The following is a 24,447-nucleotide window of genomic DNA, read 5'->3' as shown; positions in this document are numbered from 1 at the left end:
CCGGGGCCGCCCGCCCGGCGAGGTGTCCACCCCCTAGCCCGCGAGGAACTCCGCCAGCACCGGCCCCAGCACCTCCGGCTCGACCGCGTGCGTCTGGCCCGGCAGGACGCGGTAGGTGCCCCGCGGCACGGCCTCGGCGACCGCCTGGCCCGCCCGGTGCATCCACTCCGGGCTCGCGCCGCCCGTGACCGCGAGCACCGGGACCCGGACGGCGGCGAGCCGGTCCCGGGGGAGCAGGCCGTCGCCCATGACGGCGTCGTCGTGGGCGAGGCTGGGGGCGAGGGCCTCCATGCCGGCCCACATCGGCGACTGGCGGGCGCGCCGGATCATCTCCTCGGCGAGGCCCGTCAGGCGCAGGAACAGCTCCACCGCGTCCCCGCGCCGGTCCTCGGCGAGCGCCTTGCCCAGCTGCTCCTTGTAGACGGCCTCCCGCGCGGCACCGTCCGCCAGGTGGTCGGCGTACGGCACCTCGTACACCGCCGCCCGGGCCACCGGCAGCCCGCTCGCCGCCGCGTGCAGGACCAGGGCGCCGCCGGAGGAGACCCCGAACAGCGCCGCGTCGCCGCCCACCGCGTCGAGCAGGGCGGCCAGGTCCTCCACCTCACGGTCGACCTCGTACGGTGGCGTGTCGCCGCTCTCGCCGCGGCCCCGGCGGTCGTAGACGACGGCCGTGCAGCTGTCCGAGAGGCGCTGCGCCAGGGGCATCATGGTGCCGCCGGTGGACATCGCGCCGCTCACCAGGATCACCGTGGGCCCCTGGCCGGTCACGTGGTACGCGAGGGAGGTGCCGTCGCGGGAAGTCGTCTTCTTGTCCATGGCCGTGCAGACTGCCGTACGACGGGGGACCGACCGGTCAGGACACGTCGGTGTCGTAGAAGCAGTAGTGGTCCTTGATCTCCGCCACCTCCGGCTTGGGGTCCGGGTACGCCCAGACGAGGTCGGGCGCGTCCGGCAGCGACCAGTAGGACGCCGTCCCCTTGAAGGGGCAGACGGTGTGCGTGTCGGAGGGGGTCAGCAGATCGAGGCGTACGTCCTCGGCGGGGAGGTAGTACCGCACCGGACAGCCCGTCTCGTGCAGCTCCAGGGCGCGGTCCGACTCGGCGAGCACCCGGCCGTCGCGCTCCACGCGCACGTGCCGCCCGCTCTTCTCGATGGTGATCGTGTGTCCTTGGGTCATACCCGTTCAGCGTCCGGACGGGCCGTTCTTCTTCCCGCCCGGACCGGGCACCGTACTTTCCGCCCCGACCGGGCACCGTACGGTAGAAGCCATGAACATCTGCGTCTTCCTCTCCGCCGCCGACCTCGACGAGCGTTACACCCGCCCCGCGCGCGAGTTCGCGGAACTGATGGGCAAGGGCGGTCACACGCTGGTCTGGGGCGGCTCCGACGTCGGTCTGATGAAGGTGGTGGCCGACGGCGTGCAGGAGGCGGGCGGCAGGCTGCTGGGCGTCTCCGTGGAGTTCCTCGCGAACAAGGCGCGGCCCGGCGCCGACGAGATGGTCATCGCGGCCGACCTGGCCGAGCGCAAGAAGCTGCTGCTGGAGAAGGCCGACGCCGTGGTGATCATGGTGGGCGGCACCGGCACGCTGGACGAGGCCACCGAGATCCTGGAGCTGAAGAAGCACGGCCGCACCGAGAAGCCCGTGGTGCTGCTGAACACGGCCGGCTTCTACGACGGCCTGAAGCAGCAGTTCCACCGCATGGAGAGCGAGGGCTTCCTGCCCCGCCCGCTGGCCGAGCTGGTCTTCTTCGCGGACGAGCCGGTTCAGGCGCTGGCCTACCTGGAGGAGCAGACCGCCGCGCACTGATGCGAGCATGGCGGGCATGGCTACTCATGTGATCACCGGGGCCGGGTCCGGCATCGGCGCGGCCGTGGCGCGCCGGCTGCACGCGCGCGGGGACGAACTCGTGCTGCACGCGCGCGACGCGGGCCGCGCGAAGGAGCTGGCGGCGGAGTTCCCCGGCGCCCGGACCCTGGTCGGCGACCTCGCGGACCCGGACAAGCTCTCCTGGGCGTTCTCCCACCAGACGCTGCCGGACCGGGTGGACTCCCTGCTGCACGTCGCCGGCGTCGTCGACCTCGGCGAGGTCGGCGAGCTGACCCCGAAGTCCTGGCGCCACCAGCTCGCCGTCAACCTGATCGCGCCCGCCGAGCTGACCCGGCACTTCCTGCCGCAGCTGCGGGCCGCCCGCGGCCATGTGATCTTCGTCAACTCCGGCGCCGGTCTGAGCGCCCACGCCGGCTGGTCCGCGTACGCCGCCTCCAAGCACGGCCTCAAGGCCCTCGCCGACTCCCTGCGCCAGGAGGAGCACGCGCACGGCGTCCGCGTCACCTCGGTCTACCCCGGCCGCACCGCCAGCCCCATGCAGGCCAAGGTCCACCAGCAGGAGGGCAAGGAGTACGACGCCTCGAAGTGGATCGACCCCGAGTCCGTCGCCACGACCATCCTCATGGCCCTCGACCTGCCCAAGGATGCCGAGGTCAACGACCTGACGGTACGACCGGGGCGGTGACGCGGGCGAGCGGGGCGGAGGTCCGGCTCTGGCTGGCGCAGGCGTGGCCGCGGGCCGAGGCGGCGCTCGTCCTCGCCGGTGGTGACGTGCGCGCCTCGCTCGCCGACCGGCCGGTCCTCGGGGAGATCTTCGACGACGCCCGCCTCGCGGAGCTGCGCCATCTCGCCACCGAGGGCGACTTCACCGACGACATCTGCCGGTGCCCCGGAAGCCTGACGGTGGCCCTGCTCGACGCCCGGGGCCTGGTCATCGGCTCCGCGAGCCTCCACGGGGGGACGGACCTCGCGTGGGAGCGGGGCCGCTTCCGCAACAACCTCGCCGTGGCCGACCCGCCGGGACTGCGCGCCCTGCTGCGCCGGTACGGCGCTCACTGGCTGTGAGGTCACGGGCCCGCGTTACGTACCCTGCGGGGGTGAGCGAAAACAGCCAGTTCAGGTTCCCAGGAGCCACCGGTGTCGGGTCCCTGCCCGGTGGCGATGCCCGCGAGGCCGCCAAAACCGCCACCGGATCCTTCGAGGACTTCCCGTTCCTGCCGGAGCTGCCCGCGCGCGGGCCCGGTGCCGACATGATCGGCCGTACCGCCGGGATGCTGGTGGAGCTGTACGCGCGCGTGGAGCCCAGCGGATGGCGGATCGGGGACCGGCCCGGGAGGGACACCAAGCGGGCGCGGTCCTGGCTGGGGGAGGACCTGGACGCCCTGGAGGAGTTCACCCAGGGCTACGAGGGTGATCTGAAGGTGCAGGCGGTCGGCCCGTGGACGCTGGCCGCCGCCCTGGAGCTGAAGAACGGCGAGTCCGCCCTGGCGGATCCCGGCGCCTGCCGTGACCTCGCCGCCTCGCTCGCCGAGGGCCTGCGCCTCCACCTCGCCGAGGTGCGCCGGCGCGTGCCCGGCGCCCGGCTCGTGCTCCAGCTCGACGAGCCCTCCCTCACCGCCGTCCTGCGCGGACAGGTGAGGACCGCCAGCGGCTACCGCACCCACCGCGCCGTGGACCGGCAGATCGTGGAGGCCACGCTGCGGGACGTCGTCGGCGCGCACGCCGGCGGGCCCGTGGTGGTGCACTCCTGTGCCCCGGACGTCCCGTTCGCGCTGCTGCGCCGGGCCGGTGCGGCGGCCGTCTCCTTCGACTTCGCCCTTCTCACCGAGCGTGACGACGACACGATCGGCGAGGCCGTGGAGAGCGGCACCAGTCTGTTCGCCGGTGTCGTGCCGGGCACGGACGGCCCGTTGTCAGACCCTGCCGGTAGCGTCATGGGTGTCAGGACGCTGTGGCGCAGGCTGGGCCTGCATCCGGGGCTGCTCGCGGAAGCGGTCACGGTGACCCCGGCGTGCGGTCTGGCGGGGGCTTCCCCCGCCTACGCGCGCCAGGTGCTCGCCCACTGCGCCCGGGCGGCGAGATCCCTCGCGGACAACCCAGAGTAACGGGAGGACAACACGGTGGCCGGCGACAAGCAGCAGGCGGAGACGGCAGTGCCCGCCGAGGCACGTGACGAGCACGCGCAGCTCGCTGAGCAGATCGAGGAGCACCGCTTCCGGTACTACGTGAAGGACGCTCCCGTCATCAGCGACGCGGAGTTCGACCAGCTCCTGAAGTCCCTGGAGGCCCTGGAGGAGCGGTATCCGGAGCTGCGCACCCCGGACTCGCCCACCCAGAAGGTCGCGGGGTCGTACGAGACGGAGTTCACCGCGGTCGAGCACCGCCAGCGGATGCTCTCCCTGGACAACACGTTCAACGACGACGAGCTGGCCGCCTGGGCGGACCGCATCGCCCGGGAACTCGGCGACCAGACGTACCACTTCCTGTGCGAGCTGAAGGTGGACGGCCTCGCCGTCAACCTCACCTACGAAAAGGGCCGCCTCACGCGTGCGGCGACCCGCGGTGACGGCCGCACCGGCGAGGACATCACGCCGAACGTACGGACGATCGCGGAGATCCCGGACCGCCTGGCGGGCGACAAGGTGCCCGACCTGGTGGAGATCCGCGGCGAGGTGTACTTCCCGATGGAGAAGTTCCTCGAACTCAACGAACGCCTGGTCGCCACCGGTGACAAGCCGTTCGCCAACCCCCGCAACGCCGCGGCCGGTTCGCTGCGCCAGAAGGACCCGCGGGTCACCGCCACCCGTCCGCTGCACATGGTCGTCCACGGCATCGGCGCCCTGGAGGGCTTCACGGGCCTGACCCGGCTCTCCCAGGCCTACGACCTGCTCAGGACCTGGGGCCTGCCCACCTCGCCGCACAACCGCGTGGTCGACGACCTCGACGGCGTACGGGAGTTCATCGCCCACTACGGCGAGAACCGCCACTCCGTCGAGCACGAGATCGACGGAGTCGTGGTCAAGCTGGACGAGATCCGCCTCCAGGGGCGGCTCGGCTCCACCGCGCGGGCCCCCCGCTGGGCCATCGCGTACAAGTACGCGCCGGAGGAGGTCAACACCAAGCTGGTCGACATCAAGGTGGGCGTCGGCCGCACCGGCCGTGTCACGCCGTACGCGCAGGTCGAGCCGGTCACGGTCGCGGGCAGCGAGGTGGAGTTCGCCACCCTGCACAACCAGGAGGTCGTCAAGGCCAAGGGCGTCCTCATCGGCGACACCGTGGTGCTGCGCAAGGCCGGTGACGTGATCCCGGAGATCCTCGGCCCGGTGGTCGACCTGCGGGACGGCACCGAGCGGGAGTTCGTGATGCCGAGCGAGTGCCCCGAGTGCGGGACGGCGCTCAGGCCTATGAAGGAGGGCGACATCGACCTCCGCTGCCCCAACGCCCGTACCTGCCCGGCCCAGTTGCGGGAGCGGGTCTCCTACCTCGCCGGCCGTGAGTGCCTGGACATCGAGCACTTCGGCGCGGTGGCCGCCGCCGCGCTCACCCGCCCGCTGGAGCCGGCCGAGCCGCCGCTGGTGGACGAGGGCGACCTGTTCGACCTGACGGTGGAGAAGCTGCTGCCCATCAAGGCCTACGTCCTCGACCCGGACAGCGGCCTGCCCAAGCACGACCCGAAGACCGGCGAGGAGAAGGTCGTCACGGTCTTCGCCAACCAGAAGGGCGAGCCGAAGAAGAACACCCTCGCCCTGCTGGCGAACATCGAGGCCGCCAAGTCCCGCCCCCTCGCCCGCTTCCTGAACGGGCTGTCGATCCGGCACGTGGGACCGGTCGCGGCGCAGGCCCTCGCGCGCGAGTTCCGGTCCATCGACCGCATCGAACAGGCGACCGAGGAGGAGCTGGCTTCCACCGACGGCGTCGGCCCGATCATCGCCGCCGCGCTCAAGGAGTGGTTCGCCGAGGACTGGCACCGCGAGATCGTCCGCAAGTGGAAGGCCGCGGGCGTCCCGCTGGAGGACGAGTCGTCCGGCGAGGACGAGGGGCCGCGTCCGCTGGAGGGGCTCACGGTCGTCGTCACCGGGACCCTGGAGAACTTCACCCGGGACGGGGCCAAGGAGGCGCTGCAGGGCCAGGGCGCGAAGGTGACCGGTTCGGTGTCGAAGAAGACCTCGTTCGTCGTAGTGGGTGACAACCCCGGATCGAAGTACGACAAGGCGATGCAACTGAAGGTTCCCGTTCTGAACGAGGACGGTTTCAGCGTCCTTCTGGAACAGGGCCCCGAAGCCGCGGCCGAAGTCGCGCTTCCGACCGGGGAGTAGCGGTTGAAGGCCACCCGATCGGCGCATATCAGATGCATACGGGTGGCCCGGGCGCATTCGGGCAACCGTCGGAGACCGCTGCCCGTGGAAGCCTTCCGCGGCCTACTGTTGAGGTGTGCGCCTGCCGTGCCCAGCTGCGGCTGGGGCACCGCCGTGCTCTCCAGGAGCGCGGGGAAGGTTTCTTCGGCGCGGAGCTGCTGATGGTTGTCGGGCATCGGGCCGCGTGGCGTGGGCACCGCCGGCTGTGAGAGGGACGGGAATGGAACCGACCGAGAGCGCCGCCCCGGACTCACGGCTGCGTCTGCGCCGCCGCGCGGTCGCGTGGCGGGGGTACCGGTGGACCGGGCGGCCCCACGGGCGCACGGGCGTGCAGCCCCGCCCGGCCGGACCGGGCACCGCCACCGAGTCCCACGCGCCGCTGCCGGCCATCGAGCCCGCCCCCGGTCTGGCCGGCGCCGACACCGAACGCCACCCGTCCTGGCCGACGCTGCCCGCGGCCCTCGTCGCCGCCGCGGGGTGCGTGCTGGGCGCCGGCTTCTACCGCGCCTACACCGGCCACCACGCCCTCTTCCCCTGCGGCACGGTCGGCTGGGCGCTGGCGCTGCTGACCGGCGTCATCGTCGGCCACCTCGTCATGCTGGGCCGCGCCCGCTGGTGGGGCGGCACCGGATCGGGCGCCGCCCTCACCCTCGCCGTCCTGCTGCTGTACGGCTGGGTGCCCGCCGGCCTGGTCAGCCTCACCGTCGTCGTCCTGGTCGGCATCGCCCGCCGGCACCGCTGGCGGCAGGGGGTGCTGCACGGCGCGGTGGACATCCTCGGCATCGGCGTCGGCGCCCTGCTGCTCGGCGCGTTCGGCCGGGTGCCGAGCGTCGAGCAGCCCTGGCGGCCCGACAGCTGGACCGTCGCCACGGCCCCGCAGATCGTCCTGGTCGCCGTCGCCTACCTCGCGGTCAGCCGCGGCCTGCTGTGGTACCTGCACGCCCCGCGCGGCGGGGTGCCCACCGTCGCCCGTACCGCCCTGGTCAGACAGGGGCTGGTCGCCGTGGCGCTGCTCGGGATCGCGCCCCTGCTGTGCGTCGTCGCCGACGCCCAGCCGATCCTGCTGCCGCTGTTCGCCATCCCGCTCATCGCCCTGGACTCCACGCTGTGGATGGCCCGCGCCCGCGCCGAGGAGCAGCTGCGCGACCCGCTGACCGGGCTGCCCAACCGGCAGTGGCTGCTGGAGCGGATCTGGACAGCCCTGGACGACGCCGAGCGCATCGGGGCCCGCACCGCCCTCATGCTGATCGACCTCGACCGTTTCCGTTCGGTGAACGACACCCTCGGCCATCTGGCCGGTGACCGGCTGCTGCTCCAGATCGCCGACCGGCTCCGGCTCGCCCTGCCCCGCGGCGCCGAGGCCGCCCGGCTCGGCGGTGACGAGTTCGCCGTCTTACTCCCCGTCGCCGACTCCACCACGTCGGCCACGCGCGTCGCCCGCGGCCTCGTCTCCGCCCTCAGCTCCCCGCTCGACCTGGACGGACTCACCCTCGTCCTGGAGGCCAGCGCCGGCGTCGCCGTCTTCCCCGACCACGCCCTGGACGCCGAGGGCCTGCTGCGCCGCGCCGACGTCGCGATGTACCAGGCGAAGCGGGACCGCACGGGCGTCGAGGTCTACGAGTCCAAGCGCGACTCCAACACCCCGGACCGCCTCGGCCTGCTGGGCGACCTGCGCCGGGCGCTGGACGCGCACGAGGTACAGCTCCACTACCAGCCCAAGGTCCGCTTCGACGGACAGGTGGCCGGCCTGGAGGCGCTGGTCCGCTGGGTGCACCCGGAGCGCGGCAAGGTGCCGCCGGACGAGTTCATAGCGATAGCCGAGTCCTCCGGGCTGATGCCCCACCTCACCGAGTACGTGCTGGAGACCGCCCTCGCACAGGTCGCCCGGTGGCGCGCCCAGGGGCTCAGGGTGCCGGTCGCCGTCAACGTCTCCCCGCGCGACGTCCACACGCCCGGCTTCGCCGGATCCGTCGCCGCCCGCCTCGCCCGGCACGGGGTCCCCGCCGGAGCGCTCCAGCTGGAGATCACGGAACACGTCCTGCTGGAGGACCCGCAGCGGGCCGCCGACACCCTCGCCGGCCTCACCGCGCACGGCGTGAAGATGTCCCTGGACGACTTCGGTACCGGCTACTCGTCCCTGGTGCACCTGCGGCGGCTGCCGGTCAGCGAGCTGAAGATCGACCGCTCCTTCGTGGCCCGGCTGGCGGTCGACGCCCAGGACGCCGAGATCGTGCGCTGCACGGTGGATCTGGCGCACTCCCTGGGCCTGCTGGTCGTCGCCGAGGGTGTGGAGGACGACGAGACCTGGGAGCGGCTGCGGGACCTGGGCTGCGACGCGGTGCAGGGCTGGCTGGTCGCCGCGGCGATGCCGCCCGAGGAGACCACGGCGTGGCTGCTGGCGCGGGGATCCCAGGGCTGGCAGCGCCCGCGCGCCGCGTTGCCCGCCACCGAGTAGGTCCTGCCCCTCCGGGACGCCTCACCCCCCGGCTCGGCCGGCGCGGCGGCGGAGCGGTGCGGGACTGCTCCTCGCGGTCCGGCGACACCTCGTAGGACGTCACCTCACAATCTCGTAGGACGTCACCTCACACAGGGAGATCCACCGTGTCACTGTTCGTGCCGGCGTTCGACGAGACCGTGCTCGTCCGGGAGGCCGAGGCCGAGATGGTCGGCGGGGCGCCCGTCGGGGTGAGACTGCTCGCCGACAGCAGCGCGACCGGGGGCGCGCTGTCCACCGTGCGGGTCACGCTCGCCGAGGGCGCCGACGGGGCCCGTCCGCATGTGCACCACAACTCGGCGGAGATGTTCTACCTGCTCGACGGCGAGGCGGAGGTCCTCTCCGGCGACGACGTGGTGACCGCCCGCCGCGGCGACCTGATCATCGTCCCGCCCGACCGCCCGCATGCCTTCGCCGCCGTCCCCGGCAGCACCGCGGACCTGCTCATCGTCATCGCGCCGGGCGTCGAGCGCTTCGAGTACTTCCGTCATCTGCAGCGCGTCCGCCTCGGCGAGGCCACCCCGGAGAGCATCCTCGGCGTGCAGGAGCTGTACGACAACCACTTCCTGAAGAGCGAGACCTGGGACGGACGGCGTCGCTGAGCAGGGGGCCCGGGGGAAACCGTTTCACGGGCACGTGCCCGGGCCCCATAGGATTGGGCCCAAACCACACACTCTCACCCCAGAGGATCGCTGCATGCCTGGCATCACGCGCGAGGAGGTCGCCCACCTCGCCCGGCTGGCGCGTCTGGAGCTGAAGCCCGAAGAACTCGATCACTTCGCAGGCCAGCTGGACGACATCATCGGCGCGGTCGCCCGCGTCAGCGAGGTCGCCGACCAAGACGTACCGCCGACCTCACACCCGCTCCCGCTGACGAACGTCATGCGGTCGGACGAGGTCCGTCCCTCGCTCACCCCCGAGCAGGCGCTCTCCGGCGCCCCGGCCCAGGAGCAGCAGCGTTTCAAGGTGCCGCAGATCCTGGGGGAGGACTGATCCCATGACGGACATCATCAAGCTCACGGCCGCCGAGACCGCCGAGAAGATCGCCTCCGGCGAGCTGACGGCCGTCGAGGTCACGGAGGCCCACCTCGCCCGCATCGAAGCGGTCGACGAGAAGGTGCACGCCTTTCTGCACGTCGACCGCGAGGGCGCACTCGCCCAGGCCCGCGCCGTGGACGACAAGCGCGAGCGCGGCGAGAAGCTCGGCCCGCTGGCCGGCGTCCCGCTCGCGCTCAAGGACATCTTCACCACCGAGGGCGTGCCCACGACCGTCGGCTCGAAGATGCTGGAGGGCTGGATCCCGCCGTACGACGCGACGGTCACCCAGCGGCTGAAGGCCGCCGACGTCGTCATCCTCGGCAAGACCAACATGGACGAGTTCGCCATGGGCTCCTCCACCGAGAACAGCGCCTACGGCCCGACCGGCAACCCGTGGGACCTCACCAAGATCCCCGGCGGCTCCGGCGGCGGCTCCTCCGCCGCGCTGGCCGCGCACATGGCCCCGCTCGCCATCGGCACCGACACCGGCGGCTCCATCCGCCAGCCGGCCGCCGTCACCGGCACCGTCGGCGTGAAGCCGACGTACGGCGCGGTGTCCCGCTACGGCATGGTGGCGTTCTCCTCCTCCCTCGACCAGGGCGGTCCCTGCGCCCGCACGGTCCTGGACGCGGCCCTGCTGCACGAGGTGATCGCCGGGCACGACCCGCTGGACTCCACCTCCATCGACGCCCCGGTCCCGCCGGTGGTCGAGGCCGCCCGCAGCGGCAGCGTCCGGGGGATGCGCGTCGGCGTGGTCAAGCAGTTCCGCGGCGAGGGCTACCAGGCCGGTGTCATCCAGCGCTTCGACGAGTCGGTCGAGCTGCTCAAGGAGCTGGGCGCCGAGATCGTCGAGCTGGACTGCCCGTCCTTCGACCTCGCCCTGTCGGCGTACTACCTGATCGCGCCGTCCGAGTGCTCCTCCAACCTCGCCCGCTTCGACGGCCTGCGCTACGGCCTGCGCACGGGCGACGACGGCACCCACTCGGCCGAGGAGGTCACCTCCCTCACCCGTGAGGCGGGCTTCGGCCCCGAGGTCAAGCGCCGCATCATGCTCGGCACGTACGCCCTGTCGAGCGGCTACTACGACGCGTACTACGGATCGGCGCAGAAGGTCCGCACGCTCATCACGCGTGACTTCGAGAAGGCCTTCGAGCAGGTCGACGTGATCGTCTCCCCGACGACCCCGACGACCGCCTTCGCGATCGGCGAGCGCACCGACGACCCGATGGCGATGTACCTCGCGGACCTGTGCACCATCCCGACCAACCTGGCGGGCAACGCGGCCATGTCCCTGCCCTGCGGCCTCGCCCCGGAGGACAACCTCCCGGTGGGCCTGCAGATCATCGCCCCGGCGATGAAGGACGACCGGCTGTACAAGGTGGGCGCCGCCGTCGAGGCCGCCTTCGTGGAAAAGTGGGGTCACCCGCTGCTGGAGGAGGCACCGTCGCTGTGAGCGCACTGTCCAAGGCCAAGGGCTTCAAGAAGTCCAGGTCCGGTACGTACCTGTCCATGGCCGCCACCGCGTTCGGCGCGGTCGGCGCCGTGAAGCAGATCAAGAAGGCCCGCGCCGAGAACGACACGCTGCGGCTCGTCGACGCCGTCGTCACCGCCGCCGGCATCGCCACCGGCCTCGCCATCCTCTACCGCGAGCTGAAGCGGCTGGGCGACGACGACGTCCTGCTGGGCTGAGAGGGAAGTTTTCACCGTGACCACCACGACCGACCTGGTGTCGTACGAGGACGCGCTGGCGTCGTACGACCCCGTCATGGGCCTCGAGGTCCATGTCGAACTCGGCACCAAGACCAAGATGTTCTGCGGCTGTTCGACCTCGCTCGGCGCCGGCCCGAACACCCAGACCTGCCCGGTCTGCCTCGGCCTGCCCGGCGCGCTCCCGGTCGTCAACGCGACCGGCGTCGAGTCCGCGATCAAGATCGGTCTCGCGCTGAACTGCGAGATCGCCGAGTGGTGCCGCTTCGCCCGGAAGAACTACTTCTATCCGGACATGCCGAAGAACTTCCAGACCTCCCAGTACGACGAGCCGATCGCCTTCAACGGCTACCTCGACGTGCAGCTGGAGGACGGCGAGACCTTCCGCGTGGAGATCGAGCGCGCCCACATGGAGGAGGACACCGGCAAGTCGACGCACGTCGGCGGCGCCACCGGCCGTATCCACGGCGCGTCCCACTCCCTGCTGGACTACAACCGCGCCGGCATCCCGCTGATCGAGATCGTCACCAAGCCGATCGTGGGCGCCGGCGAGCGCGCCCCCGAGGTGGCGAAGGCGTACGTCCGCGAGCTGCGCGAGCTGATCCGTGCCCTCGGTGTGTCCGAGGCCCGCATGGAGATGGGCCAGATGCGCTGCGACGTGAACCTCTCGCTGATGCCCAAGGGCAGCGAGAAGTTCGGTACGCGCTCGGAGACGAAGAACGTCAACTCCCTGCGCTCGGTGGAGCGCGCGGTGCGCTTCGAGATCCAGCGGCACGCGGCCGTGCTGGGCGAGGGCGGCTCGATCGTCCAGGAGACCCGCCACTTCCACGAGGACACCGGGTCCACGACCTCGGGCCGCGTGAAGGAGGAGGCCGAGGACTACCGGTACTTCCCGGAGCCCGACCTGGTGCCGGTCGCACCCTCGCGCGAGTGGGTCGAGGAGATCCGCGCGGCCCTGCCCGAGCTGCCGCTGGCCCGCCGTACCCGGCTGCTCGCCGAGTGGGGCATCTCCGCCACCGACATGCAGGCGATCACCAACGCCGGCGCGCTGGACCTGATCGTCGCCACCATCGACGCCGGTGCCGACGCGGCCGCCGCCCGCAAGTGGTGGATGGGTGAACTGGCGCGCAGCGCCAACGAGTCCGGCAAGGCGCTGGACGAGCTGGCGATCACGCCGCAGCAGGTGGCCCGGGTCACCGAGCTGGTCGCGAAGGGTGACCTGAACGACAAGCTGGCCCGTCAGGTCATCGAGGGCGTCCTCGCGGGCGAGGGCACCCCGGACGAGGTCGTGGAGAAGCGCGGCCTGAAGGTCGTCTCCGACGAGGGCGCGCTGACCGCCGCCGTCGAGGAGGCCATCGCCGGCAACCCGGCCATCGCGGACAAGATCCGCGGCGGCAAGGTGGCCGCGGCCGGCGCCCTGGTCGGCGCGGTCATGAAGGCCACCCGCGGCCAGGCCGACGCGGCCCGCGTCAAGGAGCTGATCCTTCAGAAGCTGGGCGTCGGCGAGGGCTGATCCCCGCTCCGCCGTACGGCCCCGGAGGCCTGCCCTCCGGGGCCGTACGGTTTCCTCGCCCGTCCGCGGCCGAGGCACCGCCCCGCACCGGGGCCTCCCCGCCCGAGGCGGTACGCTCGCCCGCCATGAGTGGACGCACCGATTCCGACACCGAGCCTCCGATATTCGCGGCCGGCGAGGAACGCGGGGACCGCGACAGCGAAACCCGCGAGAACCACGAGGACCGCGAACGCGAGGACCGCGAGAACCACGAGCACCGCGAGGACCAGGAGCAGTACGGGGATCAGGAGCAGTACGAGGACCAGGACGAGGACGGGGAGCACGCCGGGGATGCCGGGCGGGCGCGGTGGACCGCGGCCGGCACCGGCGCGCTGCTGACCCTCGCCGGACTGGCCGCCGCGCTGCTCAGGGCCGCCGGCTCCGCCCCCGCGCTCGTACCCGCCGCCTACGCCCTCGGTGCCGCCGTCTGCGCCCTCGCGGCGGTCCTCGGCTTCCGGGGCCGTACCCGCAGGGCCCTGTGGCTGCTGATCGCCGGGACGATGGTCATGGCGTTCGGCGACCAGTTCGACTGACGTCCCGCATCCGCGCGATGCGGGCGGATATGACCCTCTTCGCGGACTGCATCCGGTTTATGGGCGATTGTTCCCGGCCAAAGATCACACATCGTCTTCTGGGAGCATGCCCGTGGCAGACCTCGCGCGTTGGTGTGTCCGGCACCGCCTGACCACCGTCCTGCTGTGGCTCCTCGCCTTCGGCGGGGTCACGGCGGGCGCGGCCCTGGCCGGTTCGGCGTACACGGACGACTACGAGGTCCCCGGCACCGAGTCCGGCAGCGCGGCCCGACTGCTCCGGGACGCCTTCCCGGGCCTCGGCGGCGACAGCGACACCGTCGTCTGGCACACCGTCAGCGGCACGGTCCGCGCCCCCGACGTCGAGCAGACCATGACCCGCACCCTGCGCCGGATCGCCGCCCTGCCCGGCGTGGCCTCGGTCTCCGGGCCCTACGGCGACCAGGACACCCACCGGATCAGCGCCGACGGCCGCACCGCCTACGCCACCGTCACCTTCGCCCGGCCGGCCGAGGACATCGACCCGGCCGAGGCCGAGGCCGTCGTACGCACCGCCAGGGCCGCCGCGGGCGAGGAACTCCGGGTGGAGCTGGGCGGCGGCGCGATCGGGCTCACCGAGTCCCCGCGGGGGCACACCGCCGAGGCGGTCGGGGTGCTCGTCTCCGCCGTCGTCCTCCACCTCGCCTTCGGCTCGCTCGCCGCCTCACTGCTGCCGATCGCCACCGCGCTGGTCGGTGTCGGCACCGCGTACGCCGGTACCGGGCTGCTCGGACACGTCATGACGGTCGCCGGCTTCGCCCCCGTGCTCGGCACGCTGATCGGTCTCGGCGTGGGCATCGACTACGCCCTGTTCATCGTGACCAGGCACCGGCGCGGCCTGAAACGCGGCCTGGGCGTCGCCGAGGCCGCCGAGCGCGCCGTCGCCACCGCCGGACGCGCCGTCGTCTTCGCGGGCGCGACGGTGTGCATCGCCCTGCTGGGGATGCTGGTACTGCGGCTGGGCTTCCTCAACGGGGTCGCCGTCGCCGCCTGCCTGACGGTCGTGCTCACCGTCGCCGCCTCCGTGACCCTGCTGCCCGCCCTGCTGTCGTACCTCGGCACGCGCGCGCTCAGCCGCCGCGAGCGGCGCCGGCTCGCCGAGGAGGGGCCGTGCCCCGAACTGCCCACCGGTCTCGCCGCCCGCTGGTCGGCGCTGGTCGAACGCCGTCCCAAGCTGCTCGGCTCGCTCGCCCTCCTGGTCGTCGCGGTGCTCGCCCTGCCGGCCCTCTCGCTCCGCCTCGGCACCTCCGACCAGGGCAACGACCCCCGCACCGCCACCACCCGCAGGGCCTACGACCTGCTCGCCGAGGGCTTCGGACCCGGCGTGAACGGGCCGCTGACCCTGGTGACCCGGGTGGACGGCGGCGACGACAAACTCGCGCTGGACAACCTCGACGCCACCCTGCGCGCCACCCCGGGCGTCGCCTCGGTCACCCCGGTCACCTACGCCACCGGCGGGGACACCGCGTACCTCACCGTCGTCCCCGGGTCCGCGCCGCAGTCGGAGGCCACCAGCGACCTGGTCGACCGGCTGCGCACCCACGTGCTCCCGCGCGCGCAGCGCGGCACCTCGCTGGACGTGCGGGTGGGCGGGGTGACCGCCGGCTACGACGACTTCGCGGACGTGATCGTCGGCAAACTGCCGTTGTTCGTCGGCGGGGTGGTCGGCCTCGGCTGCCTCCTGCTGCTGGTCGCCTTCCGCTCGCTCGGGGTTCCGCTGAAGGCCGCCGCGATGAACATCGCCGCCGTCGCCGCCGCGTTCGGCGTCGTCGTCGCCGTCTTCCAGTGGGGCTGGGGCGGCGAACCGCTCGGCCTCGGCCGCGCGGGCCCCGTCGAACCCTTCCTGCCCGTGATCATGGTCTCGGTGCTCTTCGGGCTCTCCATGGACTACCAGGTCTTCCTGGTCGGCCGGATGTACGAGGAGTGGCTGGAGACCGGCGACAACCGGCGCGCCGTCCGCGTGGGCCTCGCCGAGACCAGCCGGGTGATCAACTCCGCCGCGGTCATCATGATCTCGGTGTTCCTCGCCTTCGTGCTCAGCGGTGACCGCGTCATCGCCATGTTCGGCATCGCGCTCGCCTCCGCGGTCGCCGTCGACGCCTTCGTCCTGCGTACGCTCCTCGTTCCCGCCCTGATGCATCTGCTCGGCGCCGCCAACTGGTGGCTGCCCCGCTGGCTCCGGTGCCGCCTGCCGCACGTCAGCATCGAGCCGCCCGGCTGCCGTGCCCGGCATGAGAGGCTCGGCCGGGTCCCGGTGCACGAACTGCGGAAGGAAGAACGGCACGATGTACGCGACATCGCTCGGTGAGGACGGCGCCGAACTGCGGCCCCTGGAGGTGTGGCACGCGCAGGAGGTGCTGGCCAACATAGACCGGGGACGGGAGTTCATCGGCCGGCACATCGGCCTGGCGGACGCGGTGTCCGACCTGGCCGGCGCCCGCGCCTGGCTGAAGTCGTACGCCGACAAGCGCGCCGCGGACGCCGGCAGCCTGCACGGGATCTGGCTGGACGGCACGCTCGTGGGCGGGCTGCTGTTCCGCGTCTGGGACACCCCGAGCGGGGTCTGCGAGGCCGGCTGCTGGCTGGAGCCGGCGGCGGCCGGGCGGGGGCTGGTCACGCGCGGGATGCGGGTGCTGCTCGACTGGGCCGTCGAGGAGCGCGGCATGCACCGGGTGGAGTGGCGCGTGTCCCCGGCCAACGAGCCGAGCATCAACGTCGCCCGGCGGCTCGGCATGACCCGCGAGGGCGTGCTCCGCGAGAACTACCCGCACCACGGGGTGCGCACCAGCACCGAGATCTGGGCGGTGCTCGCACCCGAGTGGCGTGCGGCACGCGCGCGTACCGCGCACGACGATCATTAAGAGACCTCTCAGACAGCGTCCGTACGGTGCCGGGCATGGCAACGAAGACAGCGGAAGGCGCCGAGGCCGGCACCGAGGCGCACAAGGACGACGAGACGGTGGCGGCCGGCACCACCGAGGAGGAGACCGACGGGGGCGAGGCGCGGACCCCTTCGGAGGAGGACGACGAGCTGGAGGGCGTGGTCGCCGACCGGGTGCCCTCCGGGGTCGGCCAGGGCGCCGGAGCCGTCGTCTCCGCGGCCCTCGGCCTGGTCTCGCTCAGCGGCGGCTGGATCGGCACCGTCGCCGGGGCCCGGGAGCAGCTCGTCGGCCAGCTGCGCACCTCCACCGGCGCGAGCGTCGCCACGCAGCTGAAGGAGGTCTACGGCGACGCCTGGCACACCACCGCCCTGTGGGCCGGGCTGTTCGCGCTGGCGGCGCTGGTCACCGCCGTGGTCGTGCTGGTGCGGCCCGCGTTCGGCGCCCCCGGCCGCCCGCAGGCCCCCTGGATCAGGTCGGTCGCCTGGGCGGGCGTCTCGCTCGGCGTCATCGGCCTGCTCCTGGCCGTCCTGAAGTACTCCGACGCCCTCCTCGGCCTGCCCTCGGCCGGCTGAGCGGCCGCACGTCCCAGGGGCCTTAGGGAGTCCGTGAGCATCTCGCGGGCCTCCTAAGGCCCCTTACACGCGCGTACGGCACGGCGGCCGGCCGAAGATGCGGAACTCTCCCGATGTGGCGGACCCCGCTGGGAGACGAAAGTGGAGTCATCGCAGAACGCGAGGCACGACCACCACGACATCGTCTCCCCGGAGGGACCTGCCATGCACGAGTTCGAACTCCACCGGATGCGGTCGGCGGAACTGCGCCGCGAGGCCCAGCAGCACCGCCTGGCCCGCGAGGCCGTCCGCGCCCGCCGCGCCGCCCGCCAGGCGGATGCCGGTCACGGGGCCCCGGCCGCCGAGTCCCATACGGACCGTCCCCGCCGGCTGCGGCTGCCGCGCACCGCGTGACCACGGGGGCGCGGGGCGGCCGTACGGGGGTCGGCCGCTCGACGGTCCAGGGTCGTACGGCTCCCCAGTGGGGGAGCCGTACGGCCCTTCCGGCCGTGGGTGCGACTTTGCAGCCTGCGGGTACCGCTCCGGCGGTGGCCGGTACGGGTCCGGGCACGGCCGGGGCGGCTCCTCCGGCCATCAGTACGACGATCACACCGGGGCTGTGGAAAACCGGTGACCGATCGTCCCGGCCCCGTGCGATGCTCGGGCCCGTGGAGACCAGGTCCGTCAGTCCCGTGTTCGTCGGCCGGACCGACGAGTTGGACACGCTGAACGACGCGCTCGCCCGTGCCGCCGCGGCCGAGCCGCAGGCGCTGCTGCTCGGCGGCGAGGCAGGCGTCGGCAAGACCCGCCTCGTGGAGGAGTTCGCCACGGCCGCGACCCGGCAGGGTGCCGTCGTCGCCGTCGGCGGCTGTGTGGAGATCGGTGCCGACGGGCTGCCCTTCGCCCCCTTCTCCACCGCGCTGCGCGCCCTGCGCGACGCCCTGACCGAGGAGTTCACCGCCGCCGCGGCCGGCCAGGAGGAGGAACTGGCCCGGCTGCTGCCCGACCTCGGCGAGGCCGGCGCCGGCCGCCACGACGAGCAGGGCATGGCCCGCCTGTTCGAACTCACCGCCCGGCTGCTGGAGCGGGTCGCCACCGAGCACCCGGTCGTCCTCGTCCTGGAGGACCTGCACTGGGCCGACGCCTCCACCCGCCACCTCCTCGCCTACCTCTTCCGCACCCTGCGCGCCGGCCGCCTCCTCGTCCTGGCCACCTACCGCTCCGACGACATCCACCGCCGCCACCCGCTGCGCCCCCTGCTCGCCGAACTGGACCGGCTGCGCACCGTCCGCCGCATCGAACTCGCCCGCTTCACCCGCGAGGAGGCCGGCCGGCAGATCGCCGGCATCCTCGCCGCCGAACCCGACCCGGCCCAGGTGGACGAGATCTACGCCCGCTCCGACGGCAACGCCTTCTTCATCGAGGAACTCGCCGTCGCCGCCGCCCAGGGCGACTGCGCCGGTCTCACCGACTCCCTGCGCGACCTGCTCCTGGTCCGGGTCGAGGCACTGCCCGAGAGCGCCCAGCGGGTGGCCCGCGTCGTCGCCGAGGGCGGCTCGACGGTGGAGTACCGGCTGATCGCCGCCGTGGCCCGGCTCACCGAGGACGACCTCATCGAGGCGTTGCGGGCCGCCGTCGGCGCCAACCTCCTCACCGTCACCCGCGCCGGCGACGGCTACCGCTTCCGGCACTCCCTGGTCCGCGAGGCCGTCGCCGACGACCTGCTGCCCGGCGAACGCTCCCGGCTCAACCGCCGCTACGCCGAGGCGTTGGAGGCCGACCCGACGCTGGTCCCCGCCGACGCCCGCGTGATGCGCCTGGCCAGCTACTGGTACCACGCCCACGACGCCGCCAAGGCCCTGCCCGCCGTCCTGGCCGCCGCCGTCGTCGCCCGCCGCCGGCACGCCTACACCGAACAACTCGGGCTGCTGGAACGGGCGATGGAGCTGTGGGACAGCGCCCCGGAGGAAGTGCGCCGGGCCCTGCGCCCGGTCGACTACACCGAGGTCTACCCGCCGTGCGGCTGCGACCCGGCCACCACCCCGCTGCGCTACCTCGACCTGATGGCCGAGGCGGCTGTCGCGGGCCGCTTCGGCGGGGAGCGCGAACGCGCCCTGAAGATCACCAAGCGCGCCCTGCGCCTCCTGGCCGAGGAGCCCGACCCCCTGCGCGCCGCCTGGTTCTGGGTGCAGCGCGCCCGGCTGGTCCAGGCCCTGGCGCGCGGCGACGGCTGGCAGGAACTGGGCACCGCCCAGGACCTGGTGCGCGGCCTGCCGCCGTCCGAGGTGCACGCCGAGGTGCTGGCGGTCGCCGCCAGCTGGTCCATGCAGCGCCGCCCCGGACCCGACGCCCTCACCGCCGCCGAGCGGGCCGTGGAGTACGCGCGCATGGTGGGCGCCCGCGAGACCGAACTGCACGCCCGCCTCACCCTCGGCGTGCTGACGGTGGAGTCCGGCGACCCCGAGGGCGGTCTCACGCAGATGCGGCAGGTCCTGAGCGACACCCGCGCGGAGGGCATGCACCATGTCACGGGCCGTGCCTATGTGAACCTGCCGTCCGCGCTGCAGAGCGTCGGCCGGGACCGGGAGGCCGTCCCCCTGCTGCGCGAGGGCATCGAGTTCTGCCGCGGGTACGGACTGCTGGACTCCGGGGCGTGGGCGTGGGCCAACCTGGCCGAGGCCCAGTACTCGCTCGGCCGGTGGGCGGAGGCAGCCGAGGCCGCCGCGCAGGCGATCCGGATCGGCCACAGCGCCAAGCCCCGCTGCGCGGGTGCCCTGCACCTGGCCCACCTCGCCCTGGGCCGCGGCGACCTCGCCGAGGCCGGCCGGCACCTCGCCGCCGCCCGCGCCTGGTACGGCACACACGATCCGATGCCCCAGCACCTGCTGCCCCTGACCCGCATCACCCTGGGGACGGCCGCCGCCGAGGGCCGGATCACCGACGTCCGCGCGGCCCTGCTCCCGGCCCTGGACGCCGGGTTCCCGACCGGCACCCACCGCTACGGCTGGCCGCTGCTGCTGGCCGCCGCCACCGCGGAGGCCGACGCCCGCACCCTGCCCGCCGCACGGCCCGGCCGTGCCGAGGTCCTCGACCGGCTCTCCGCCGCCGTACGGACCCTCACCACCGGTGTGCCGCTCTGGCAGGCCTACGCCCAGTGGACCCGGGCCGAGCTGCTCCGCGCGGAGGGCCGGGACACCCCGGGCAGCTGGTTCCCGGTCGTCGCCGCCTTCGAGTGCCTGGACCGGCCCTACGACCTCGCCCGGCTCCGCCACCGGCTCGCCGCGGCGCTGCTGGCCGAGGGCGGCGACGACGAACGCGACCGCGCGGGCGAACTGCTCCGGCTGGCCGCCGCGGTCGCCGCCCACCTCGGTGCACGGCCCCTGGCAGACGCCGTCGCCCGGCTCGCCCAGCGCGCCCGCCTCACTCTGACCGGCGCCGGCCGCCGGGCCCCCGCCGACCCGGCCGCGGCGCTCGGCCTCACCAGCCGTGAGCGGGACGTGCTCGGCCTGGTCGCGGCCGGCCGCACCAACCGCCAGATAGCCGAGGAGCTGTTCATCTCACCGAAGACCGCGAGCGTCCACGTCTCCAACATCCTCAGCAAGCTCGGTGTCTCGGGCCGCGGCGAGGCGGCGGCGGTGGCGCACCGGCTGGGACTGTTCACGGCCGGGACGCTCGCTGCCGAATCGCCGGGCTGAGACCTACCCTGAAGAGACCCGGCACTGAGGGGGAGCCGTGTTCAACATGTTCGAGGAACTGTTCGCACCCGGTCGCAAACACACCCGGGACGAACAGAAACGACTGGAACTGACGCGCGAGGACGTGGGCGACAACGATCCCGGTCGCGGCCCGATCGACCTCGCCTCCGGCAAAGCGGTGATACGCCTGCCGGGACCGGATCCGTCAGGGACGGAACCGGAGGAGCAGCCGGCGGCGCCGGAAGCGGGGTGAGCGCGGGCGGCGCCGGGGTCACCGCACCCGCACCTCCAGCACCCGGTCGTCGCCCTTCTTCGGGGTGCCCCGGCCGTCCGTGTTGCTGGTCACCAGCCAGAGCCGGTCGCCGCCCGCCGCGACGACCGTGCGGAGGCGGCCGTAGGTGCCCGTGAGGAAGGCCTGCGGGTCGGCCGAGGCCGAGGTGCCGTTCAGCGGGATGCGCCACAGGCGCTTGCCCTTCAGGCCCGCCATCCAGATCACGCCGTCCACCCGGGCGATGCCGCTGGGGGAGGCGTCGTCGGTGTGCCACTGGGCCAGCGGATTCTGGAAACGGGCGTCGGAGGACCTCCCCTCGGCATCCGGCCAGCCGTAGTTCCCGCCCGGCTTGATCGCGTTCAGCTCGTCCCAGGTGTCCTGCCCGAACTCCGACGCGAACAGCCGCTGTCGGTCGTCCCAGGCCAGACCCTGCACATTGCGGTGGCCGTAGGAGTAGACCGGCGAGCCCGGGAACGGGTTGCCCGGTGCCGGTTCGCCGTCCGGGGTCAGCCGCAGGATCTTGCCGCCCAGCGACTTCCTGTCCTGCGCCAGGCCCTTCTGCCCGCTCTCGCCGGTGCCCGCGTACAGCATGCCGTCCGGGCCGAAGGCGATCCGGCCGCCGTTGTGGATGCGGCCCTTCGGGATGCCCTTGAACACCGTGTCCGGGGCGCCCAGTTGCTCACCGGCCGGTTTCCTCCCGTCGTACAGCATGCGCACGATGCGGTTGTCCGAGGCGGAGGTGAAGTAGGCGTAGACCATGTGGTCCGAGGCGAAGCCGGGGGAGAGGGCGATGCCCAGCAGCCCGCCCTCGCCGGCCGGTGAGACCCCGGAGACCGTGCCCAGCTCGGTGATCCGGCCCGTCTTCTCGTCGATCCTGCTGATCGTGCCCTCGTCCCGGGAGGACACCAGCAGCCCGCCACCGGGCAGCGCGGCCAGCCCCCACGGCGACTTCAGTCCCTCGGCCACGGTGCGCAGCACCCGCACCGAGCCCTTGGCCGGGGGCGGGGACCCGGTGGCCCGCGGGGCGGTGGCGCCCGGCGCGCTCCCGGTCGCCGTCCGCCCGCTCCCGTCCGCCCCGCCCTCCCCGCCGGAGGAGCAGCCGGCCGTCAGCAGCAGGACGGTCACGGCCAGGACGGCCGGTACAGCTCGACGTCGCACGATCATGGTCCCTTCGACGCGGCGGTCCGCACGGCATGCTCTCCCTGTCCAACACCGCCCGCACCCCCGCGGGTTCCCGCACCGAGGCACCCGTTGGAGGGAACCTCAGTCCCACGACCCCTGGGCCGCCGGCAGCCGGGCCACCTCCGCCAGGTCCCGCGCGGTCAGCCGCAGCCCCGCGGCCGCCGCGTTCTGCGCGGCCCACCGCTCCCGCTTGGTGCCCGGCAGCGCGATCACGTGCCGGCCCTGCGCCAGCACCCAGGCCAGCGCCACCTGGGCCGGGGTGACCTCCTCGCCGTGCCGGCGGGCGATGCGCCGCAGCCCCGCCACGATCGGCTGGTTCGCCGCCATCATCTCGGCGGTGAACCGCGGATGCCGGGCCCGTACGTCGTCCGGTTCGAAGCCCTCGCCCGGCGTCAGCGTCCCGGTCAGGAAGCCGTTGCCCAGCGGCATCGCCGCCAGGAAGCCCACGCCCCGCGCCTCGCACCACGGCAGCAGCGACCGCAGCGCCTCCGGCGACCACACCGACAGCTCCGCCTGCACCGCGCTCACCGGGAACACCTGCTGCACGCGCTGCAACTGGCGCAGCGTCGCGTCGTACAGCCCCGCGCCCGTGCGGCGCCCGCCGCGCGCGCCGACCGCGCACAGGCCCAGCGCCCGTACCTTCCCGGCCCGCACCAGGTCCGCCATCGCGCTCCAGGTCTCCTCGACGGGCACCTCGGGGTCGGCGCGGTGCAGCTGGTACAGGTCGATCACGTCCGTCTGGAGCCGGCGCAGCGAGGCGTCGCAGGCCCGCCTCACATAACCGGGGCGGCCGTTGGCCACGATGTGCTGCTCGCCCACCAGCAGCCCCACCTTCGTCGACACGAAGGCCTCCCGGCGCCGCTCCTTGAGCACCCGGCCCAGCAGCAGCTCGTTGGTGAACGGGCCGTACATGTCCGCGGTGTCCAGGAGGTCCGAGCCCAGGTCGAGGGCCCGGTGCACGGTTCTGAGCGACTCCTCCCCCCGCTGCCGGGAACCGCTGTACGCCCAGCTCATCGGCATGCACCCGAGTCCGACGGCCCCCACCGCGAGTCCCCCCGCGCCGATCGTCCTGCGCTCCACCTGCTCGTGAACCTCCCTCTGCCCGGCCCCCAACCTAACCTCTGCACACGCGCGTGCCTGACATAGCCTCCTCGCATGACTTCAGACGTCTGGCTTCCCATTCCGCCCGAGGAGATCGAGGGACTGCCCGAGGGGCCCCGGTACCTGTTCTGGGACGGGGGAGACGACGGTCACCAGCCGTTTCCCGGCGACCCGGCGGAGTGCGCCGTGTACGTGGTGCCGTACATGAAGCGGTTGTCGGTCCGGGTGGGGCCGCTGGAGCACCTGACGAACGTCCGGGTCGTCCAGACGCTCACCGCCGGTGTGGACGACATCACCTCCCGGCTGTCGGTGATCCCGCCGGGGGTACGGCTGTGCAACGCGCGCGGGGTGCACGAGACCAGCACCGCGGAGCTGGCCCTCACCCTGACCCTCGCCGCGCTGCGCGGCATCCCGCAGTTCGTCCGGGACCAGCAGCAGGAGCGCTGGACCGGCGGGTTCCGCCCCGCGCTCGCCGACAGGAACGTCCTGATCGTCGGGTACGGGGCCATCGGCGCCGCCATCGAGGACCGGCTCGTGCCCTTCGAGGTGGCGCGGGTGGCGCGCATCGCGCGCTCCCGGCGCACCACGGCGCGCGGTCTTGTGCACCCGATCACCGATGTGCTCTCCCTGCTTCCGGACGCGGACGTCGTGATCCTCTGCACCCCGCTCACGGAGGCCACCAGGGGGCTCGTCGACGCCGACTTCCTGGCCCGGATGAAGGACGGCGCCCTGCTCGTGAACGTCGCGCGCGGAGCCGTCGTGGACACCAAGGCGCTCCTCGCCGAGCTGGAACGCGGCCGGATCACCGCCGCCCTGGACGTGACGGACCCCGAGCCGCTGCCCCCCGGCCACCCCTTGTGGCAGGCGCCCGGAGTGCTGATCAGCCCGCATGTGGGCGGCCCCTCCTCGGCCTTCCTGCCGCGCGCCAGGCGGTTGCTGGCCGACCAGTTGACCCGGTACGTGAACCAGGAGCCGCTGCGCAACGTGATCCTTACGACCGGACCAGGAACGGCGGGAGCAACCGGGCGGTAACCCCCTTCCGGCACCCTCCGCAACCTTTCGGACGCGGCCCGTACCCGCATCCCCGCTGGTCGTCACGGAGCGTAGAGACGCTATGTCCCTGAGTGACGATCCTGGTGTATCGTCCCGACAGGGGCTGCGCCGCTGACCGTTCGGCGCCGGGGATGGACATTTCAGATTTGTGAGGGGGGCGACGGGCGA

Annotated in this window: 23 protein-coding genes; 19 read left to right on the top strand and 4 right to left on the bottom strand. The window is 73.2% G+C overall.

Annotated elements, in window-relative coordinates; all coding sequences use genetic code 11:
• Positions 1-33: 33 nt before the first annotated feature.
• Together IEZ20_RS34130 and IEZ20_RS34125 are read right to left on the bottom strand one after the other, a co-directional pair.
• Complete coding sequence (locus IEZ20_RS34130) at positions 34-816, bottom strand: alpha/beta fold hydrolase (protein WP_189305946.1); 783 nt, start codon at positions 814-816, stop codon at positions 34-36.
• A 37-nt stretch (positions 817-853) separates the two neighbouring features.
• Complete coding sequence (locus IEZ20_RS34125; protein WP_189305943.1) at positions 854-1,177, bottom strand: DUF427 domain-containing protein; 324 nt, start codon at positions 1,175-1,177, stop codon at positions 854-856.
• Positions 1,178-1,268: 91 nt separating this feature from the next.
• Between IEZ20_RS34125 and IEZ20_RS34120 the strand changes: the two genes are divergently transcribed.
• The 18 genes from IEZ20_RS34120 to IEZ20_RS34035 all read left to right on the top strand — a co-directional run bounded on the left by IEZ20_RS34120 (position 1,269) and on the right by IEZ20_RS34035 (position 20,925).
• Entirely contained in the window at positions 1,269-1,808 is a 540-nt protein-coding gene (locus tag IEZ20_RS34120; protein WP_189305941.1) for an LOG family protein, read from the top strand.
• A gap of 7 nt (positions 1,809-1,815) precedes the next feature.
• Complete coding sequence (locus IEZ20_RS34115; protein WP_189305940.1) at positions 1,816-2,514, top strand: SDR family oxidoreductase; 699 nt, start codon at positions 1,816-1,818, stop codon at positions 2,512-2,514.
• Positions 2,511-2,894, top strand: a complete 384-nt coding sequence (locus IEZ20_RS34110; protein ID WP_189305938.1) for a hypothetical protein — start codon at positions 2,511-2,513, stop codon at positions 2,892-2,894. The genes IEZ20_RS34115 and IEZ20_RS34110 overlap by 4 nt, the downstream gene beginning before the upstream one ends.
• Positions 2,895-2,926: 32 nt before the next feature.
• A complete protein-coding gene (locus tag IEZ20_RS34105) occupies positions 2,927-3,934 on the top strand; it encodes a methionine synthase (RefSeq protein ID WP_189305936.1) in 1,008 nt (335 codons plus the stop codon).
• A gap of 15 nt (positions 3,935-3,949) precedes the next feature.
• The gene (gene ligA, locus IEZ20_RS34100; protein WP_189305934.1) at positions 3,950-6,145 is read left to right on the top strand and encodes an NAD-dependent DNA ligase LigA; all 2,196 of its coding nucleotides are present in this window, start codon (positions 3,950-3,952) and stop codon (positions 6,143-6,145) included.
• A 259-nt stretch (positions 6,146-6,404) separates the two neighbouring features.
• The gene (locus tag IEZ20_RS34095) at positions 6,405-8,639 is read left to right on the top strand and encodes a putative bifunctional diguanylate cyclase/phosphodiesterase (RefSeq protein ID WP_189305932.1); all 2,235 of its coding nucleotides are present in this window, start codon (positions 6,405-6,407) and stop codon (positions 8,637-8,639) included.
• Positions 8,640-8,785: 146 nt separating this feature from the next.
• Positions 8,786-9,280 (top strand): cupin domain-containing protein, encoded by a 495-nt coding sequence (locus IEZ20_RS34090; RefSeq protein WP_189305930.1) that lies wholly within the window; start codon positions 8,786-8,788, stop codon positions 9,278-9,280.
• Positions 9,281-9,374: 94 nt separating this feature from the next.
• Positions 9,375-9,671 (top strand): Asp-tRNA(Asn)/Glu-tRNA(Gln) amidotransferase subunit GatC, encoded by a 297-nt coding sequence (gene gatC, locus IEZ20_RS34085; protein ID WP_189305928.1) that lies wholly within the window; start codon positions 9,375-9,377, stop codon positions 9,669-9,671.
• A gap of 4 nt (positions 9,672-9,675) precedes the next feature.
• Positions 9,676-11,169, top strand: coding sequence for an Asp-tRNA(Asn)/Glu-tRNA(Gln) amidotransferase subunit GatA (gene gatA, locus IEZ20_RS34080; protein ID WP_189305926.1), 1,494 nt, complete (start codon positions 9,676-9,678; stop codon positions 11,167-11,169).
• Positions 11,166-11,405, top strand: coding sequence for a hypothetical protein (locus tag IEZ20_RS34075; protein WP_189305924.1), 240 nt, complete (start codon positions 11,166-11,168; stop codon positions 11,403-11,405). Before gatA ends, IEZ20_RS34075 begins: the two co-directional genes overlap by 4 nt.
• A 16-nt stretch (positions 11,406-11,421) precedes the next feature.
• Positions 11,422-12,936 (top strand): Asp-tRNA(Asn)/Glu-tRNA(Gln) amidotransferase subunit GatB, encoded by a 1,515-nt coding sequence (gatB, locus tag IEZ20_RS34070; RefSeq protein WP_189305922.1) that lies wholly within the window; start codon positions 11,422-11,424, stop codon positions 12,934-12,936.
• 125 nt (positions 12,937-13,061) lie between these two features.
• Entirely contained in the window at positions 13,062-13,508 is a 447-nt protein-coding gene (locus IEZ20_RS34065) for a hypothetical protein (protein WP_189305920.1), read from the top strand.
• 112 nt (positions 13,509-13,620) lie between these two features.
• Entirely contained in the window at positions 13,621-15,852 is a 2,232-nt protein-coding gene (locus tag IEZ20_RS34060) for an MMPL family transporter (RefSeq protein WP_189306045.1), read from the top strand.
• Positions 15,830-16,405: a GNAT family N-acetyltransferase gene (locus tag IEZ20_RS34055; protein WP_189305918.1), complete on the top strand. Its 576-nt coding sequence runs from the start codon at positions 15,830-15,832 to the stop codon at positions 16,403-16,405. The genes IEZ20_RS34060 and IEZ20_RS34055 overlap by 23 nt, the downstream gene beginning before the upstream one ends.
• Positions 16,406-16,440: 35 nt before the next feature.
• Complete coding sequence (locus IEZ20_RS34050) at positions 16,441-16,998, top strand: hypothetical protein (RefSeq protein WP_189305916.1); 558 nt, start codon at positions 16,441-16,443, stop codon at positions 16,996-16,998.
• A 141-nt stretch (positions 16,999-17,139) separates the two neighbouring features.
• Complete coding sequence (locus IEZ20_RS34045) at positions 17,140-17,391, top strand: hypothetical protein (RefSeq protein ID WP_373304024.1); 252 nt, start codon at positions 17,140-17,142, stop codon at positions 17,389-17,391.
• A 242-nt stretch (positions 17,392-17,633) separates the two neighbouring features.
• Positions 17,634-20,672, top strand: a complete 3,039-nt coding sequence (locus IEZ20_RS34040) for a helix-turn-helix transcriptional regulator (protein WP_189305914.1) — start codon at positions 17,634-17,636, stop codon at positions 20,670-20,672.
• 37 nt (positions 20,673-20,709) lie between these two features.
• A complete protein-coding gene (locus IEZ20_RS34035) occupies positions 20,710-20,925 on the top strand; it encodes a DUF6191 domain-containing protein (protein ID WP_189305913.1) in 216 nt (71 codons plus the stop codon).
• 18 nt (positions 20,926-20,943) lie between these two features.
• On the opposite strand, the gene IEZ20_RS34030 is transcribed toward IEZ20_RS34035, so the two are convergent.
• Complete coding sequence (locus tag IEZ20_RS34030; RefSeq protein WP_189305910.1) at positions 20,944-22,107, bottom strand: PQQ-dependent sugar dehydrogenase; 1,164 nt, start codon at positions 22,105-22,107, stop codon at positions 20,944-20,946.
• A 99-nt stretch (positions 22,108-22,206) separates the two neighbouring features.
• Entirely contained in the window at positions 22,207-23,205 is a 999-nt protein-coding gene (locus tag IEZ20_RS34025; RefSeq protein WP_189305908.1) for an aldo/keto reductase, read from the bottom strand.
• Between the two features lie 75 nt (positions 23,206-23,280).
• On the opposite strand from IEZ20_RS34025, the gene IEZ20_RS34020 reads away from it, so the two are divergent.
• Positions 23,281-24,258: a 2-hydroxyacid dehydrogenase gene (locus IEZ20_RS34020; RefSeq protein WP_189305906.1), complete on the top strand. Its 978-nt coding sequence runs from the start codon at positions 23,281-23,283 to the stop codon at positions 24,256-24,258.
• Positions 24,259-24,447: the final 189 nt, after the last annotated feature.

The sequence above is a fragment of the Streptomyces cinerochromogenes genome, from assembly GCF_014648635.1.
Lineage (GTDB): Bacteria > Actinomycetota > Actinomycetes > Streptomycetales > Streptomycetaceae > Streptomyces > Streptomyces cinerochromogenes.
Note: the sequence above shows the minus strand (reverse complement) of the source record. Positions and strands in the feature narration are given on the sequence as shown.